Source organism: Mesorhizobium sp. USDA 4775 (assembly GCF_054062655.1).
Map to the genome: position 1 here is coordinate 99,247 of NZ_JBSSFM010000001.1, position 16,254 is coordinate 115,500.

19 protein-coding genes and 1 riboswitch are annotated in these 16,254 nt (G+C 64.0%); of the genes, 8 read left to right on the forward strand and 11 right to left on the reverse strand.

The window, feature by feature from the left end:
- Positions 1-3 precede the first annotated feature (3 nt).
- Positions 4-933 (forward strand): sugar kinase, encoded by a 930-nt coding sequence (locus tag ACVILI_RS00490; RefSeq protein WP_038649950.1) that lies wholly within the window; start codon positions 4-6, stop codon positions 931-933.
- On the opposite strand, the gene ACVILI_RS00495 is transcribed toward ACVILI_RS00490, so the two are convergent.
- Positions 930-1,865, reverse strand: a complete 936-nt coding sequence (locus tag ACVILI_RS00495) for a prephenate/arogenate dehydrogenase family protein (protein WP_240565030.1) — start codon at positions 1,863-1,865, stop codon at positions 930-932. The two genes, ACVILI_RS00490 and ACVILI_RS00495, sit on opposite strands and share 4 nt — an antisense overlap.
- Before the next feature lie 23 nt (positions 1,866-1,888).
- Complete coding sequence (gene hisC / locus ACVILI_RS00500) at positions 1,889-2,998, reverse strand: histidinol-phosphate transaminase (protein ID WP_027047440.1); 1,110 nt, start codon at positions 2,996-2,998, stop codon at positions 1,889-1,891.
- Between the two features lie 160 nt (positions 2,999-3,158).
- A riboswitch (SAM riboswitch) is annotated at positions 3,159-3,236 on the forward strand.
- 105 nt (positions 3,237-3,341) lie between these two features.
- Between hisC and metX the strand changes: the two genes are divergently transcribed.
- Positions 3,342-4,511, forward strand: a complete 1,170-nt coding sequence (gene metX / locus ACVILI_RS00505; protein ID WP_069090249.1) for a homoserine O-acetyltransferase MetX — start codon at positions 3,342-3,344, stop codon at positions 4,509-4,511.
- 58 nt (positions 4,512-4,569) lie between these two features.
- The gene (gene metW, locus ACVILI_RS00510) at positions 4,570-5,184 is read left to right on the forward strand and encodes a methionine biosynthesis protein MetW (protein ID WP_027047441.1); all 615 of its coding nucleotides are present in this window, start codon (positions 4,570-4,572) and stop codon (positions 5,182-5,184) included.
- 7 nt (positions 5,185-5,191) lie between these two features.
- Here the strand turns inward: metW and ACVILI_RS00515 are convergent, their stop codons facing one another.
- The 4 genes from ACVILI_RS00515 to ACVILI_RS00530 form a co-directional block, all read right to left on the reverse strand.
- Positions 5,192-5,512 (reverse strand): DUF1330 domain-containing protein, encoded by a 321-nt coding sequence (locus ACVILI_RS00515; protein ID WP_019861434.1) that lies wholly within the window; start codon positions 5,510-5,512, stop codon positions 5,192-5,194.
- Positions 5,513-5,652: 140 nt separating this feature from the next.
- Complete coding sequence (locus ACVILI_RS00520; RefSeq protein ID WP_038653423.1) at positions 5,653-6,456, reverse strand: DUF1194 domain-containing protein; 804 nt, start codon at positions 6,454-6,456, stop codon at positions 5,653-5,655.
- Positions 6,457-6,544: 88 nt separating this feature from the next.
- On the reverse strand, positions 6,545-8,365 hold the full coding sequence (locus ACVILI_RS00525; RefSeq protein ID WP_038649954.1) for an ABC transporter ATP-binding protein/permease: 1,821 nt from the start codon (positions 8,363-8,365) through the stop codon (positions 6,545-6,547).
- 129 nt (positions 8,366-8,494) lie between these two features.
- Positions 8,495-9,283 carry a class I SAM-dependent methyltransferase gene (locus tag ACVILI_RS00530; RefSeq protein WP_019861437.1) on the reverse strand — a complete coding sequence of 263 codons (789 nt, stop codon included), beginning with the start codon at positions 9,281-9,283 and terminating at the stop codon, positions 8,495-8,497.
- A gap of 163 nt (positions 9,284-9,446) precedes the next feature.
- Here ACVILI_RS00530 and gloB point away from each other — a divergent pair, with 163 nt between their 5' ends.
- Together gloB and ACVILI_RS00540 are read left to right on the forward strand one after the other, a co-directional pair.
- Entirely contained in the window at positions 9,447-10,214 is a 768-nt protein-coding gene (gloB, locus tag ACVILI_RS00535; protein WP_038649955.1) for a hydroxyacylglutathione hydrolase, read from the forward strand.
- A gap of 13 nt (positions 10,215-10,227) precedes the next feature.
- A complete protein-coding gene (locus ACVILI_RS00540; protein ID WP_038649956.1) occupies positions 10,228-10,680 on the forward strand; it encodes a cupin domain-containing protein in 453 nt (150 codons plus the stop codon).
- Here ACVILI_RS00540 and ACVILI_RS00545 read toward each other — a convergent pair.
- From ACVILI_RS00545 to ACVILI_RS00555, 3 genes are all read right to left on the reverse strand, one after another.
- Complete coding sequence (locus ACVILI_RS00545) at positions 10,655-11,329, reverse strand: lysoplasmalogenase family protein (protein WP_038649957.1); 675 nt, start codon at positions 11,327-11,329, stop codon at positions 10,655-10,657. The genes ACVILI_RS00540 and ACVILI_RS00545 overlap by 26 nt on opposite strands.
- Positions 11,326-12,240 (reverse strand): aromatic amino acid exporter YddG, encoded by a 915-nt coding sequence (gene yddG, locus ACVILI_RS00550; RefSeq protein WP_038649958.1) that lies wholly within the window; start codon positions 12,238-12,240, stop codon positions 11,326-11,328. The genes ACVILI_RS00545 and yddG overlap by 4 nt, the downstream gene beginning before the upstream one ends.
- Positions 12,241-12,322: 82 nt before the next feature.
- Positions 12,323-13,111: a DUF3108 domain-containing protein gene (locus tag ACVILI_RS00555; RefSeq protein WP_038649959.1), complete on the reverse strand. Its 789-nt coding sequence runs from the start codon at positions 13,109-13,111 to the stop codon at positions 12,323-12,325.
- A gap of 258 nt (positions 13,112-13,369) precedes the next feature.
- Between ACVILI_RS00555 and rpmB the strand changes: the two genes are divergently transcribed.
- The 3 genes from rpmB (at position 13,370) to ACVILI_RS00570 (ending at position 15,179) form a co-directional block, all read left to right on the forward strand.
- Positions 13,370-13,666, forward strand: coding sequence for a 50S ribosomal protein L28 (gene rpmB, locus ACVILI_RS00560; RefSeq protein WP_010911765.1), 297 nt, complete (start codon positions 13,370-13,372; stop codon positions 13,664-13,666).
- 154 nt (positions 13,667-13,820) lie between these two features.
- Entirely contained in the window at positions 13,821-14,501 is a 681-nt protein-coding gene (locus ACVILI_RS00565; RefSeq protein ID WP_038649960.1) for a queuosine precursor transporter, read from the forward strand.
- A gap of 3 nt (positions 14,502-14,504) precedes the next feature.
- Positions 14,505-15,179 carry a spermidine synthase gene (locus tag ACVILI_RS00570; RefSeq protein WP_038649962.1) on the forward strand — a complete coding sequence of 225 codons (675 nt, stop codon included), beginning with the start codon at positions 14,505-14,507 and terminating at the stop codon, positions 15,177-15,179.
- A 22-nt stretch (positions 15,180-15,201) separates the two neighbouring features.
- Here the strand turns inward: ACVILI_RS00570 and ACVILI_RS00575 are convergent, their stop codons facing one another.
- Together ACVILI_RS00575 and ACVILI_RS00580 are read right to left on the reverse strand one after the other, a co-directional pair.
- Entirely contained in the window at positions 15,202-15,636 is a 435-nt protein-coding gene (locus ACVILI_RS00575; RefSeq protein ID WP_457102279.1) for an SRPBCC family protein, read from the reverse strand.
- Positions 15,633-16,001: an ArsR/SmtB family transcription factor gene (locus tag ACVILI_RS00580; RefSeq protein ID WP_019861449.1), complete on the reverse strand. Its 369-nt coding sequence runs from the start codon at positions 15,999-16,001 to the stop codon at positions 15,633-15,635. The genes ACVILI_RS00575 and ACVILI_RS00580 overlap by 4 nt, the downstream gene beginning before the upstream one ends.
- Between the last annotated feature and the right edge of the window lie 253 nt (positions 16,002-16,254).

Sequence of the window (16,254 nt, forward strand, 5' to 3'; positions counted from 1 at the left end):
ACCATGGCAAGCCCCCCGAGGCTCCTCAGCGTCGGCGCGCTGACGCTGGACACCATCCTGCGTGTCGAGACGCTGCCCACGCACCAGGGCAAGTTCATCGCCGCCGACGGTGTGCAGATCGCCTCGGGCATGGCCACCAGTGCCGCCTGCGCCGCGCATCGCCTGGGCGCCGAGGTGTCGCTATGGGCGAGCGCCGGCGACGACCTCATTGGCGATCAGCTGATCGCCGGGATCGAGGCCGAGGGTGTCGACTGCGGCTATGTCCGCCGCGTCGGCAGCGCCCGCTCGGCATTGGCCTCGATCCTGGTCGACGCGCATGGCGAGCGCATCATCGTGCCTTTCTATGACAGCCTGGCCCAGGCCGATCCAGAGGCATTGCCTTTCGCCGACATCACGGCATTCGATGCCGTGCTGGTGGACGTGCGCTGGCCGGGTGCCGCGGCGCTTGCCCTCAAGGCAGCGCGCGCGGCAGGCCGGCCGGCAATCCTCGATGCCGACACAGCCCCGCTGGCGGTGTTGGAGCAACTGTTGCCGCTGGCTTCGCACATCGTCGCCTCGGAGCCCGCCGTCCGCATCATCTGCGGCCAGGCGCTGGATCTGGCGAGCGCTTGCACCGACATGGCTTCCCGCACCGATGCGTTCGTCGCCGTCACCGGCGGCGCGGCAGGCACCTGGTGGTTCGATCGCGCGGCGGGATCATCCCGTCATGTCGCGGCACCGAAGATCAAGGCGGTTGACACGCTCGCCGCCGGCGACGTCTTTCACGGCGCCCTTGCTGTCGGACTGGCGGAGGCCATGCCGATCGAGCAGGCCTTGCGCTTTGCAAGTGCCGCCGCCGCGCTCAAATGCCTGCGCTTTGGCGGCAGGCTCGGCGCGCCGGACCGGGCCGAGACGCTGGCCATGGTCGCGGCGACCTGGCCCGAAACAGCCTAGTTCTTCGACGGGTGCTCGAACGCCTGGCGGCCGAAATCCGGCACGTCGATATCCTGGCCGGCCTCGATGATTGAGCGGCGTACCGCCCGAGTGCGGGTGAACAGGTCGAACAATTTGTCGCCATCGCCCCAGCGGATCGCCCGCTGCAGGAATGCCAGATCTTCCGAGAACCGCGCCAGCATTTCGAGAATGGCGTCCTTGTTGTGCAGGCAGACGTCCCGCCACATGGTCGGGTCGGAGGCGGCCAGACGCGTGAAGTCGCGAAAGCCGGAGGCGGAATATTTGATGACTTCCGTCTTGGTCACCGATTCCAGATCGTCGGCGGTGCCGACGATGTTGTAGGCGATGATGTGCGGCAGATGCGAGACGATGGCGAGCGTCATATCGTGATGCTGGGGATCCATCGTGTCGATGTTGGCGCCGCAACGGCGCCAGAATTCCGACAGCCTCTCAAGCGCGTCTGGATCGGTGCCTGGCAACGGCGTGAAGATGCACCAGCGATTGTCGAACAGATCGGCGAAACCGGCATCCGGTCCGGATTTTTCCGTGCCCGCCAGCGGATGGCCGGGAATGAAATGAACGCCATCAGGCACATGCGGCTGCATCTGGGCGATGACCGACGCCTTGGTCGAGCCGACATCGGTGAGGATGGCGCCCTTCTTCAACGCCGGTGCGATCTCCTCAGCCACCGCACCGGACGAGCCGACCGGCACCGAGACGATGACCAGGTCGGCATTGCGGACCGCTTCCTTCGCGTCGGTCGTGTAGGAATCGCCCAGTCCAAGCTCTTCCGCCCGCTTCAGCGTCGCGGCGCTGCGGGTCGAGATGGCAACGTGGCCGGCAAGACCCTCGCGTCGGATGACGCGGGCCAGCGACGAGCCGATCAGGCCGATGCCGACCAGCGCGATCTTTTCAAACATCGGTGATGTCATGGTGTTCCTGCTTTTCGGGCGTTCTAGCTTTTCAGGAATGTCGTGAGCGCGGCGACGACGCCGCGATTGGCCTCTTCCGTGCCGACGGTCATGCGCAGCGCGTTGGGGAAGCCGTAGCCGGAAACGCGCCGCAATATATAGCCGCGCGCGGTCAGATAGTCGTCCGCCGCGGCCGCCGAATGCTTTTGATCATCGGGAAAGTGAATGAGCAGGAAATTGCCGACGCTGGGCGTCACCCGCAGCCCGAGCCCAGTCATCTCCTGGCTCAGCCAGGTCAGCCAGGTCTCGTTATGCGCCACGCTGCGCTCGACATGGGCGCGGTCGCGGATTGCCGCGATGCCGGCCTCGATCGCCGTCGCATTGACGTTGAAGGGACCGCGCACGCGGTTGATCGCATCGACGATGTGCATGGGCGCATACATCCAGCCGATCCGCGCGCCACCGAGGCCGATCTTGGAGAAGGTGCGGGTCATGACCACGTTCTCGGCGCTGCCAACCAGTTCGATGCCGGCCTCATAGTCGTTGCGGCGGACATATTCGGCATATGCCGCGTCGAGCACCAGCAGCACATGTCTGGGCAGGCCGGCATGCAGGCGGCGCACCTCCTGGAACGGCACATAGGTGCCGGTAGGATTGTTGGGATTGGCAAGGAACACGATCTTGGTTCGCAGCGTGACGGCCGCCAGTATCGCATCGATGTCGGCCCGCTCATCGGTCTCCTTGACCGCGATCGGCGCAGCCCCGGCCGACTGGATGTAGATCTTGTAGACCATGAAGGCGTGTTCGGTGAATATCGCCTCGTCGCCGGGCGCCAGATAGGTCTGCGCCAGCAGGCCAAGGATCTCGTCGGAGCCGTTGGAGCAGATGATGTTCTGCGCGTTGAGGCCATGCACTTCCGCGATCGCCTCGCGTAGCCGCCTGGCGGTACCGTCGGGATAGATGTCGAGCCTGGCGGCGACTTCACGCGCGGCTTCGATCGCCTTCGGCGACGGGCCAAGCGGGTTCTCGTTGGACGATAGCTTGTAGACCTTGGCGACACCGGCGGGTGCGGCGCTCTTGCCCGGCACATAGGCGTCGATGTCCATGATACCCGCGCGCGGGGTTGGACGTGCCTGATCCGGTGTCTGGTTCATTTTTGCAAAATCCATCGAAAATGCCTCGATCCGGAGGCCGCAGCGGAAATACAAGCCGTGGCCGATAATGTCGAGAGGTGGCAGTGATGCCAGCAGCCGGCCCAGATGTCGGCCCAGATGTCGGCATTGACGGCAGCGCGGGCGAGTTCTAGAAGGGCAGCAAGAGTTCCGTGGTGATTTGGCCGGTCGGCTTGCAGCCACGTTAAACAATTCGCTAAAGGGCCGTTTGCGTGACGTAACCGGCTTTGCGAAGGCAATGCCGGTTTTTTATTGTCCGCGGCCGGCCGGATGGACGCATCGACGGCGATTTTTCGCCTGATATGATGCAGCAGGTGAGACAAGAATGGCCGCTCTGCGCGCAGGAAAGACCAACAACGAAGCCGACCAGCCGTCGAGCCCGGTGTTGCGCTTCGGGGCGGACAAGCCGCTCAAGCTCGACGCCGGCACGCTGCTATCGCCGTTCCAGATCGCCTACCAGACCTACGGCACGCTGAACGATGCCCGCTCCAATGCCATCCTCGTCTGCCATGCTCTGACCGGCGACCAGCATGTCGCCAACACCAATCCGGTGACCGGCAAGCCGGGCTGGTGGGAAGTGCTGATCGGCCCCGGCAAGATCATCGACACCAACCGTTTCTTCGTCATCTGCTCCAACGTCATCGGAGGCTGCCTGGGTTCAACCGGCCCGGCATCGACCAACCCCGCCACCGGCAAGCCCTATGGGCTCGACCTGCCGGTCATCACCATCCGCGACATGGTGCGGGCGCAGCAGATGCTGATCGACCATTTCGGCATCGAGAAACTGTTCTGCGTGCTCGGCGGCTCGATGGGCGGTATGCAGGTGCTGGAATGGGCGTCAAGCTATCCGGAGCGTGTCTTTTCGGCGCTGCCGATCGCCACCGGTGCGCGCCATTCCTCGCAGAACATTGCCTTCCATGAGGTCGGCCGGCAGGCCGTGATGGCCGATCCGGACTGGCACGGCGGCAAATATTTCGAAAACGGCAAACGCCCGGAAAAGGGGTTGGCGGTAGCGCGCATGGCCGCCCACATAACCTATCTGTCGGAAGCCGCCCTGCACCGGAAATTCGGCCGCAATCTGCAGGATCGCGAGGCGCTGACCTTCGGCTTCGACGCCGACTTCCAGATCGAAAGCTATCTGCGCCACCAAGGCATGACCTTCGTCGACCGCTTCGACGCCAATTCCTATCTCTACATGACGCGGTCAATGGACTATTTCGATCTCGCCGCAGATCATGGCGGGCGGCTGGCGGATGCTTTTGCCGGCACCAAAACCCGCTTCTGCCTGGTGTCCTTCACCTCGGATTGGTTGTTTCCGACCGAAGAGAGCCGCTCGATCGTGCACGCGCTCAACGCGGCCGGCGCGTCCGTGTCCTTCGTCGAGATCGAGACCGACCGTGGCCACGATGCCTTCCTGCTCGACGAGCCGGAACTGTTCGCCGCCATCAACGGCTTCATCGGCTCCGCAGCACGGGCGAGAGGGCTAAGCGCATGACCCCGGAAAGTTGCAGACTTTCGGGATCGGGATCATGCGCCGCAAAGGAGACGACATCATGAGCGTCAACGGCAGCCAGCGCGTCGACCTCGAGGTCGTCGCCAATCTGATCCCACCGCAGTCCCGCGTGCTCGATGTTGGTTCGGGCGACGGCTCGCTGCTTGAATTGCTGCAGGACACCAAGCAGGTCGACGGCCGCGGACTGGAACTGTCGCAGCGCGGCGTCAACGAATGCGTGGCGCGCGGCCTCTCCGTCATCCAGGGCGATGCCGACAAGGATCTCGAATTCTATCCCGACAAGGGTTTTGACTTCGTCGTCCTGTCGCAGACCTTGCAGGCGACGCGCAACCCGAAGCTGGTGCTCGACGAGTTGCTCCGCATCGGCAACCGGGCGATCGTCTCCTTCCCCAATTTCGGCCATTGGCGGGTGCGTCTGTCGCTGTTCGTCAAGGGCCGCATGCCGGTGACCCAGGACCTGCCCTATTCCTGGTACGACACCCCCAACATCCACTTCTGCACCATCCGCGACTTCGTTAATTTGTGCGAAGAGCTTGGCGCGACGGTGGAAAAGGCAACCGCGCTCGACGCCGCCGGCCAGAAGATCGGCCTGTCCATGCCCTGGTGGTTCTGGAACTTCTTTGGCCAGCAGGCGGTGTTCCTGCTGAAACGATAAGGCACGTCTAGCCCAGGACATCCGTCGCCTTGTGCGGATGTTCGACGCCGTCGGCAAACACCACATCGGATTGGGAGTTCTCCGTGCGCAAGGCCAATATTGCCTGATAGGCGGGCGAAGCATACCACTCGCGCACATGCTGCCGGTCGGGAAATTCGATGATGATGAGGTTGCCCGGCCAGTCGTTCTCGATCACCTCCACATCGCCGCCATGCACCAGGAAACGGCCTCCAAACGGTTCCAGCGTGGCATCGATCTTGTGCAGATACTCGACGATCTGCGGCCCCATCGTGACTTGGCGCATATGGGCGATGGCGTAAGCGGTCATGACGTAACTCCCTTTGCATCGAGACCGACCAACCGGCCTCGCAAGGCCAAATCTGCCGGAATGCCTGACGCAAAGCGATTACGCCAGAGGTAATGGAATCGGTGCCTTCGACGGCCGGCCGCAGGTGCTCTTGCGCAATTTCACCGGTCGAGTTCCGGAAAATACGGATCCGACAGGAACCGCCTGTCGCGTTCGCCTTGCAGGCAGTCGATCGGCGCGTCCGCATCGACAGGGATGATGCTGGCCTTGTGCTGAATGCCGCTCACCTCGAGGATCAGCTTGCGCCGGATGGCGGTGGAAAATTCGGCAGCCGAGTAGATGGGCAGCACGAATGAGCCGGGTCCGCCGGTCACGCACTGCGCATAATACTGGTCGAGATGCTTGAAGGTGGGCGATGGATTGATCAGGATCGGCAGGCCGTTGATGATGATGCCTTTTGCGGTTGCCGCATCGCGCGTCGCGGTGACCGGCGGCCCGATATTGTTGGGGCCATCGCCCGACATGTCGATGACGCTGCGCTCACCGGCGAAATTCGTCCTGCCGAACAGCTCTGTGCCGAAGGCAATTGCCGTGGAAATCGAGGTACCGCGAAAACTCCGGAACGGGCGCGCCGCCACCTTGTCGGCAAAGCTGTTGGCGCTTTGCGCGCCATCGATGATCTGCCAATCGATGACCGCGTCGTCGCGCACCGTGCCGGCCCATTCGAAATAGGCAATCGCGATGCGGCCGGTATTGCCGGACCGGACGGCCTGGATGAAGTCGGGATGGCGCAGCGCCTCGACATAGCCGGCGCGTTGCAGGGCGAATTCCTTCTCGTCCATCGACAGGGATATATCGACCGCCAACACCAATTCGACGTCAACAGCCAGCGCACTTGATGGCGAGGCAACGGGCGTTGGCTGGACACAGGCAAGACAGGCAAGCAGGCGCAGAGCATCAAGCATCGCCACCGCCAAGTTTTGTTTCTCGGGGAAATCTTCCTTCGCGATCGCGGCGAAATAAAGCTTGCTGCGAGAGTGCGGGAAAGCGGTCCTATTTCTTGCGGCGGACCGCGACCGGCGGTGGATCGATGGCGCCGGCCCTGACGTGGGCGGGCTTCAGCGCTGGCGCACCGGAATCCTTGACGATCGTCAGGCCGCGCGGAAAGAACTGAATATTGTGCTGGCCGCGCCCGATGTTGATGATCGTGGCGCCCTTCAGATGCTTTTCCAGCATCGCGAGCACACGTCGCAGCGAGGGGCCGTCGAATGCATCCATGGCTTCGTCGATGATCACCCATTTCGGCTGCCGCAAGGCGAGCCTGGCCACGCCCAGCAAGCGCTGTTCGTCATCGCCCAATTCATGGTCCCAGCGCCCGACGCGGTCGAGCGAGGACGACAGCCGTTCCAGACCAATTTCGGCCAGTACCGCCACAATCTCGGCGTCACTCGCGGGCGCATGCCCGTTGGCGTGATTGAGCACCTCGCGCAACGTGCCGGCCGGCAAATACGGCACGCGCGGCACGAAGATGAGGGTTTCTCCGGCCGGCAGGCCGATTTTTCCGCTGCCCCAGGGCCAAAGCCCGGCAATGGCGCGGAAGAACAGCGTCTTGCCGGCGCCGGGTTCGCCGGTGATCATCACGCGATCGCCGGCGCGGATTTCGACATGCTGGTCGGAGAGTTTCGTGCAGCCCTCCGGCGAGGCCACCTGCAGCTTCTCGAACGTCAGGCTGCCATTGGCGTTCTGATCGAAGGTGATACGCCTTTCGGTGTCGTGCAGCACGTCGGTTTCATCGAGCGCGATGCGGAAGTCGGCGACACGCATCAGCGTGGCGCGCCAATCGGCGATGCTGCCGATATTGTTGATGAACCAGCGCAACGAGGAATGGACCTGGTTGAAGGCACCGACCGCCATCATCAGCCCGCCAAAGCTGATATCGCCCGAGAAATAGACGGGCGAGGCAACCAGGATCGGCGCCACGACGGTAATCCAGCCATAGGTATCGGTCACCCAGGACAGGTTGATCTGCGCGGTATAGATGCGCCGCATGGCGCCCAGCACCGTGCCGAGGTCGAGTTCGAGCCGCTGCTTGGCGTCGGCCTCGCCATGGTACAGCGCGATGGCATCGACATTCTCGTTGACGCGCACCATCGAGGAGCGCAGCTCCGCCTCCCGTGTGTAGCGGTCGCTGTTCAGCTTGATGAGCGGCCGCCCGACCAGCCAGCTCAGCCAGGAGGCGGTGCCGGCATAGAGGAACGCCGCCCAGACCATGTAGCCCGGTATGGCCAGCGACCAGCCATTGATGTGGAAGACGAAGCCCGAAGACAGTTCCCACAGCACGCCGACGAAGGACACGAGCAGGATGAGCGACTGCAAAAGCCCGACGCCGAGATCGGTCGACAGGTCGGACAGATGCGCCGCATCCTGCTGCATGCGCTGGTCGGGATTGACGCCGATGGCGCCGGCATTGGCCAGCCGGAAGGCGCGCACCGGCCGCATCCACTGGTCGATCAGGTCGAGCGTCAGCGCCTCGCGCAACTTCAGCCGGATCATCTGGTTGAGCCACGTCTGGCCGATATTGAGCACCAGCAGCCCGCCGGCGATCATCGCAAAGACAAGGAGCTGGTGCAGGAAAGCCGCCATGTCGCGGCGCGCCAGCGCATCGTAGAAGGGCTGGTTCCAGCGGTTGAGCAGGACCTGGCCGATCGAGGTCGCGATGATGACGGCCATGATGCCGACCGACGTCCACAGCAGCCATTTGCGAACCGGCGACACCACCAGCGCCCGTCTGATCGTCGCAACCTGATCACGCAGGCTGCTGGCTTCGACGGCGACCGGCTGAACGGTGGCCTGATTGTCAAGTTGATCAGCCATGTCAGAGGTCCTTGCGTTCAGGTGCGATGCTGAAACCGGATGATGACGGCATCCGCATATCAGGCAGGCTGCGAGTTCACCACGACAGATAGGTCGAGGAAGGACGCGCCGCGCGCGTTTCTAGCACGATCACGAAGGTTTCACCTGGCGAGACGGCATGGCCGCGCCGGCCGCCTCGGCCCGGCGGCCGAGTCGCGTCGCGCCGTGTGGCGACAGCACCGGCACGAAGACGCGGCGCGAGGCGCGCTGGGCGACCGGCACGCCCTGATAGAGCCGCTTCTGCGCCTCGACGACGATGACGCCGGAAAAGATCGGCCACAGCCGCCGGCCGGCGCGCTCCAGCACATTGTGGAAGCGCATCATGAAGCGCCGCCGCGATGGCGGGAAGAACAGCGCATCGGACCAGGCGGCGGGCGTGAAATTCGCCTCGCGCAGCAGTTCCGTCAGCTGGCCGCGCGAGAACGGCCGGCCATTGCCGAACGGTGTGTGCTCGAAGCGCGCCCAGACACCGCGCCGGTTGGGCACGACGATGACGACGCGCCCCGCGGGCGACAGCACCCGCCAGATCTCGTTGAGCGTCTCGCGCGGATTTTCGACATGTTCGAGCGAATGGACGAGCAGCATGCGGTCGATGCAGGAATCGACCAGCGGCAGTTCCTCATCAAAGACCAAAGCGGTCGCCGTCGGCCCCGTCGCGGGCCACACCACGGCGCCCTGCGTTGCCGGCATGAAGGCGAAGACCCGCTCCGCATCGGAGCCGAAACGCTCCAGCCACGGCAAGGTATAGCCAAGGCCCACCAGCCGTTCATTGGGGACAGCGGCCCATATCGACGACAGCGCCATGGTGATCGAACGCTCGGCGAACCGGCCAAGCGTTGTCGAATAGAAGGAGCGAAGGTCGACGATGTCGGAATGCATGTCAGGGATGTAGCCGTGATATCGGCCGGTTTCAACAAAAGGCCCTGAGGCGGTCGACACATTGCGATGGTATTTGTCCTCCCCGGGAATGACATTCTGTCATCCCGTAGATGACATCCGCCCTCCGGCGCCCTATGTCTGCGGCGACAAAAGGAGAGACGCGATGGCGGTCGAAATCGAACAATTCATGTGCCGCACGGACAATTTCGGCGTGCTGGTGCATGACCCCAAAAGCGGGCAGACGGCGATCATCGACGCGCCCGAGGAAGCGCCGATCCTGGCCGCGATCAAGCGCACCGGCTGGACGCCGACGATGATCCTGACCACGCATCATCATATGGACCACGTCGAGGCCAATCTGGCGCTGAAGGAACGCTTCAAGCTGCGCATCGTCGGCCCGGAGGCGGAAAAGGCCAAGATTCCCGGCATCGACGAAACCGTCGAGGGCGGCTCCGTGCTACATCTCGGCGACGAGCGCATCGAGGTGATCGCCACACCCGGCCATACCGCCGGCCATGTCTCCTATCATCTGCCGGCATCGCAGGTGGCGTTCACCGCCGACACGCTGTTCGCGCTCGGCTGTGGGCGGCTGTTCGAATGCAAGCCGCCGGTGATGTATGAATCGCTGAAGAAACTCGCAGCCCTTCCCGCCGCGACGACGATCTATTGCGGCCATGAATACACGCTTGCCAACGCCCGTTTCGCGCTGACCGTCGACCCGACCAATTCGGCATTGAAGGAGCGCGCCGCCAGGATCGAGGCACTGCGGGTCGACAACAAGCCGACACTGCCGACGACGATCGGCGAGGAACTGTCGACCAATCCTTTCCTGCGCTGGCACGATCCGGCAATCCGCAAGCATCTCGGTATGGAAAAGGCCGGGGATGCCGAGGTGTTCGCCGAAATCCGCAAGCGCAAGGACAATTTCTGAGTGCCTGCGACCGATGACCAGCGCAGCAGAAATCATCGCGACACTCGGACTGAAGCCGCATCCGGAAGGCGGCTGGTACGCGGAAACCTTTCGTGACGAGGCCGGCGGAGCGCGCGGCCATTCGACCGCCATCTATTTCCTGCTGGAACAGCACCAGCTTTCGGCCTGGCATCGGGTCAAGGATGCAGCCGAGGTCTGGCATTTCCATGCCGGCGCGCCGCTGGCGCTGTCGATGTGGGAAGAAGGCGGTCCAAAGGGCAGCCAGGTCATTGAGCAGGTGCTCGGCATCGAACTCGCGGCCGGCGAACGGCCACAGATCGTCGTGCCGGCGGGCTGGTGGCAATCGGCGCGCAGCCTGGGCGAATGGACGCTGGTCGGCTGTACCGTCGCGCCGGGCTTTGATTTTGCCGCCTTCGAACTGGCTGAGCCGGGCTGGAATCCTAACCCAGCAGGAAGCCAAGCGTAATCGCAAGCTGGGCCGCGTAATACAGCACCCAGACGGCCAAACGCATCCAGGCGCGATGCGGCGAGATGGCCGCCACCAGGAATTTCTCGGTGGCCAGCAGTCCGTCCGATGCCATGAACAGCACCGCGCCGCCGATGACCCAGGCGCTGTTGGTGGTCAGCGCCGCCATGCCCATCGCCAGGATCGCCACGACATAGATGGCGATCGGCGCACGCAGGCCGGGGCCGACACGACGCCAGAGCGCGGCCAGCATGACGATGGCGAACACCGCCAGTGCCAGCGCGATCGCCCCGCGCCAGGGCTCGGCGCCAAGCAGCCCCAACCCGCCGCCGCTGCGCAGGAACAGCGCGATGTAGACGATGTGGGAGACAAGGAAGCTTGCGAGCCCACCGAGAAATGCCTTTTCGCCGTCGCGCGACAGGAACGCGTCTCCCACCGCGCTGAGCGCAAGCGCCGCGACCAACAACAGCGGGCCGCCTTGCAGCGCCGAAAGCACGGCCAGCATCGCGACTGCGAGCGCCTTAGCCGCGGAGCGGGCAAGGCTCGGCGGCATGCCCAGCGTGAAGGCGTAGATCACCGCCGCCACCAGCGAGAAGATCAGCGTCGCATTGGCATTGGCGTCGATGCCGCCGGCAAACGGCATGGTCATGCCGCGGCTCCGCTTTCGGATGCCGTGGCTTCGGTCTCGGCGGCGGCCGGCTTGCGCAGGAACAGCGACTTCGCCGCCAAGGCCGCGCCGCCGGTGATGAGCACGCAAGCGGCGAGGATGCGCAGCGACGGCTCGGCGACGCCGGCCACAATCAGCACCAGCGTCGAGAGCAGCGGCGCCGCGTAGCTTGCGGCGCCCAGCACCTGAATGTTGCCGCGCTTGACGCCGATGTCCCAGGCATAGAAGGCCGCACCCACCGGCATCAGGCCAAGCCCGAGCACGGCCAGCCACTGGCCTGCACCATTTGGCAACACTGTCTGTTCCAGCGCCAGATGGCAGGCGAGGGACAGCACGGCGGTCGCCGCGCAGAACCAGGTGACGATGCTGGTCGGCACCGAAGGAAAGCGCCGCGACAAAAGCGAATAGGACGACCAGAGCAGGGCGCAAACGGCAGCCATGGCGTAACCGAAGGTGTAGCGCGCATCGAAGGCCAGCCCGCCGCCCTTGGTGACGATCAGCACCGTGCCGGCCAGACCGAGCAACGCGCCGACGACATGGTTCCACGCCAGTTTTTCGCCCGGCATCAGCGCGGAGCCGAGCACGATCAGCAGGGGCCACAGATAGGCGATCAAGCTCGCCTCCACCGCCGGCGCGTTGCGTAGCGCGGTGAAATAGAAAAAGTGGTAGCCGAACAGGCCGGCGATACCGATCACCCAGACCTGCGGCGGTATTTTCGGGCTCTTCTCGGCGGCCGGCATGAACAGCCGCGCGACAAGGCCGACGCCGGTGCCGATCGAGAAGGTGATCGCCGACAAAAGGAACGGCGGCACCTTGCCGGAGGCATCGGTGAGCAGCGCCAGAAGCGCCCACATGGCGACCGCTGAAAAGCCGATCAGTGTTGCGCGCCCCATTCCTGCCCCCGACGGCGCACTGCGGCGCCCACCACAATCTCTGGAAACCGCGTGGTGGTGGTCGTCCCGAAATTGCGTAAGATTACTCGACTGCTTCGAACCGTCTCGCGCTTATGGTCAGCGGACCGATCTGGGTCCCTACCGTAGCGTGGATCGGCGCATATACGCCGGTTTGGCCGAGCGGTGCAAACGTCACCATCATCCGGCTTCTGTTCTTCAGGAACTCCAGCGCCTTGCGGCCCTTGCGATAGCCGGCCACCGGCTCGAAGCCCATCCGGCAGGTGATGGTGTCACCCTTGTAGCCAGGCACCGAGATCGTGCCTTTCGAAGCGTAGGTCAGCGTCAGGTTGGCGCGCATCTCGCCGTCATAGAATTTCACCGTGCGGCCGCAGACCTGGTCGAGGCTGTCGGCATGGATGACGGTCGCCGCCATCGGATCGAGCACCGATGCCAGGTCGCCGGCACCGATCGGCACCCAGTCGTTGGGGTCGCGCTGGCCCGGCGCCGGGATGACCTGCGTCGAGGTGACGGCGCCATTGGCAAAGCGAATGTCGATCGCCGACACCTTCTTGCCCGAGGTATAATCGGCGCGGAACGCCTGGGGCACCATTTTCTTGCCGGAAATCGTGCCCTTGGATGAGATCGTGCCGCGCGTGTCGTCGAACAGTTTGGCCAGTCCGGCGGCGCTGACAGTGCCGTCGATCGCATAAGCGCCGTTCTCATAGTGGCTTGAGAAGGTCGATCTCGCGATCGAGAGACCAAGAAATGACACCGTGTACTCGCCCTTGAAAGACTGCGGCGAGGCAGCCGACGCGGCGGACGGCAAGGCGACGGCAAGCGCGGCAACAAGCGCGTGAGACAAACAAAGCATGCGGGATCGGATCCTTGATTTTCGGCCGGAGGCGGGCGACCCCGGTCTGGCGTGTCCCTATGAGATCGCTTATAGGATGAAATCCGGCCTTAATATGAAATGCCGGGCGCTTCCGTGGCGAAGCCGGAGCTTGACGCCCCGCTGAAATGCAACTATGGAACGCCAACTTTTTCCATAAGGCCGCCTGACCAGAACCGCGCGCCACCCGGCGTGGGCACAAAGGTTTGGCAGGTCCCGAGAGAATTGAAGGTTAGAATTATGTCCCGCACCTGCGAACTCACTGCCAAGGCAGTCCAGACCGGCAACAATGTGAGCCACGCCAACAACAAGACCAAGCGTCGCTTCCTGCCGAATCTCGTCAATGTGACGCTGATCTCGGAAGCGCTGAATCAGAATGTGCGCCTGCGCATTTCGGCCAACGCGCTGCGTTCGGTGGAACATCGCGGCGGCCTCGACGCCTTCCTGGCCAAGGCCGACGTCAAGGAACTGTCGCAGCGCGCGCGCCTGCTGAAGAAGCAGATCGCCAAGAAGCTGGCCGAACAGGTCGCTGCCTAACATCGGATAAAGGCGGGGGACCGCCCAGGCCAACTTGTTGGCCTGGAGCATCGGATGGATCCGCAAGGGTTCGACAATCCGGTGCTCGACTACGAAGCGAGCACGGCCCCGATGGGCATGATGCTCCGCTGGTTCCATTACCCAGGATAAAAAAATGACTTCCTTCTCGCGATATCTGCCCTTCGTGGCCGCCATGGCGCTTGTTGTCGTGGCGTCGAACATCCTCGTGCAGTTCCCGATGCAGGGGCAGATCGGCGGCCTGTCTCTGGCCGACCTGCTCACCTGGGGCGCTTTCACTTATCCCTTCTCCTTCCTGGTCACCGACCTCGCCAACCGCCGCTATGGCCCTGCCGTGGCGCGCCGGATCGTCTTTGTCGGCTTCATGACGGCGGTGGTCTGCTCGATCCTCGTCCCGCCCTTCCTGTTCCGCCATGACCTGATCGAATTCGAAACGGCGGCCGACCGGCTGGTACGCATCGCTGCCGCTTCAGGCGCGGCGTTCCTGTGCGCGCAACTGCTCGACGTCACCGTGTTCAACCGGCTGCGCCGGCAGAGCTGGTGGCGGGCGCCGATCGTCGGCACGCTGGTCGGATCGGTCTTCGACACCATGGTGTTCTTCACCGTCGCTTTCTCGGCCGCTTTCGCTTTTGCAGGCCCCAACGACCGTTTCGCGCTCGAGACGGCGCCGCTGATGGGCGTCTTCCATGTCGAGGCCATGCGCTGGGTTTCTTGGGCGCTGGGCGATCTCGCGGTGAAGCTGATCATCGCGGTGGTCGCGCTCATCCCCTACCGGCTGCTCGCCGCTCGCTGGAGCCAGCCGGCGCTGGCCGTCTAAACCATGATCCCCTGGGTCCATCTCGATTCGGCAAAGACCGGGGATGGCGCCCAGGAACTTCGCCTCAAGCGGCGCGGCAGCGAATTCTCGATCATGCTCGGCACCAACGAGCTGATGAACAGCCGCCTCAGCGGCTCCGAGCAAGCGCTGGCGAAACTGTCCTGCCAAAGGATTGCGGGCCATCGCCAGCCGAGGATCCTGATCGGCGGCCTCGGCATGGGATTCACGCTGCGCGCCGCTCTGGCCGAACTCGGCGAGGATGCCGGCATCGTTGTTGCGGAACTGGTGCCGGCGGTCGTCGCCTGGGCACGCGGCCCGATGGCGGAGGTGTTTGGCGGCTGTCTCGACGACCCCCGCGTCGCCATCCAGGAGACCGATGTCGGGCAATTGATCCGGTCTGGGTCCGCGGCCTGGGACGCCATCCTGCTCGACGTCGACAACGGCCCCGAAGGCATCGTCCACAAGGGCAATGACGCTCTCTACAGCCTCGCGGGCCTCGGCGCCGCACGCACCGCCCTTAAGCCGGGCGGCGTGCTGGCGGTGTGGTCGCAAGGGCCGGACAGCGGCTTCACGCGGCGGCTGAAACAGGCGGGCTTCGCCGTCCAGGAGGTCAACACGCGCGCCAACGGCAAGCGCGGCGCGCGCCATGTCATCTGGATCGCCACCAACGGCGTCTGACCGAAGCCGTCGTCGGGCAGTGTTAGGCTTTTGACCTCTGGAGTTCCGCGGCAAGCGCCTCCAGCAGCCCGCGCGTCCCCTCCTCCCGCCCTTTGGCGGAATCGACACCATCGAAGAAGGCGCCCTGCTCGGTATAGGTCAGCCTTGTGCCATCACCCGATTGTGTCAGCTCAACCGTGGTCAGCGATGCCGACATTGGCTGCGGCCCGATTGCCATCCGGTAGGAAAACACGATGCGCTGATCGGGAACGATGTCCTGGAACTGCGCGTCGAGCCTGATCTCCGGGCCGCCGCCATAGCTGAAGCGTGAAACCTCGCCACCGCCGACACGGAAATCGAAGCTGAATTCGGCGACGGCATGGAAGACGCGATCTGGCGATTGCGGGTACGTGCGCTCGATGGTGAATGTGGAATGGATGACGGAATGCTCGTCTTTCACAGGGGCGATCTGGTTCATGTCTGCTCGTCCTTTTCCTGATCTTGAACTTTCGGGGATGGTTGGTCAGTCTCGGCCAGAATCTCTCCAAGTCGGTCGAGGTGGCGTTCCGCCGGTATGCGGCGTTCGGTGATCCAGTCGGCGAGCGGAGCGAGCCCGCCCGGTTCGATCCGGCAGGTTCGCACCCGCCCGATCTTTTCGCTGCGGATCAGCCCGCAGGCCTCCAGCACCTGCAGATGCTGCAAGACGGCGGCGAAGGTCATGCCGAAAGGCTCCGCCAGTTGGCTGACGGTGGCCGGTCCGCGGCTCAACCGTTCCAGGATCTGGCGACGCGTTGGCTCGACAAGAGCGCGGAGGATGCTGTCGATCTCGGAATAGTTAAGCATGGACTTGAGTATTGTGGCGGAGGCGACAATTGTCAAGTCTGGACTAAAGTATTTTGGCGAACGTAGATCGAGGGATGGGTCGACCCCCACTCCGTCGCTGCTTCGCAGCGCCACCTCTCCCCCGATCGACGGGGTAGAGGAGAGGCGCGAGCGTGCACAGGCTGGCTCCCCACCTCTCCCTCCAGAGGAGGGAGAGGTGGCTCGGCGAAGCCGAGACGGAGTGGGGGAAGGCGCCCGACCAGATCGAACCCGC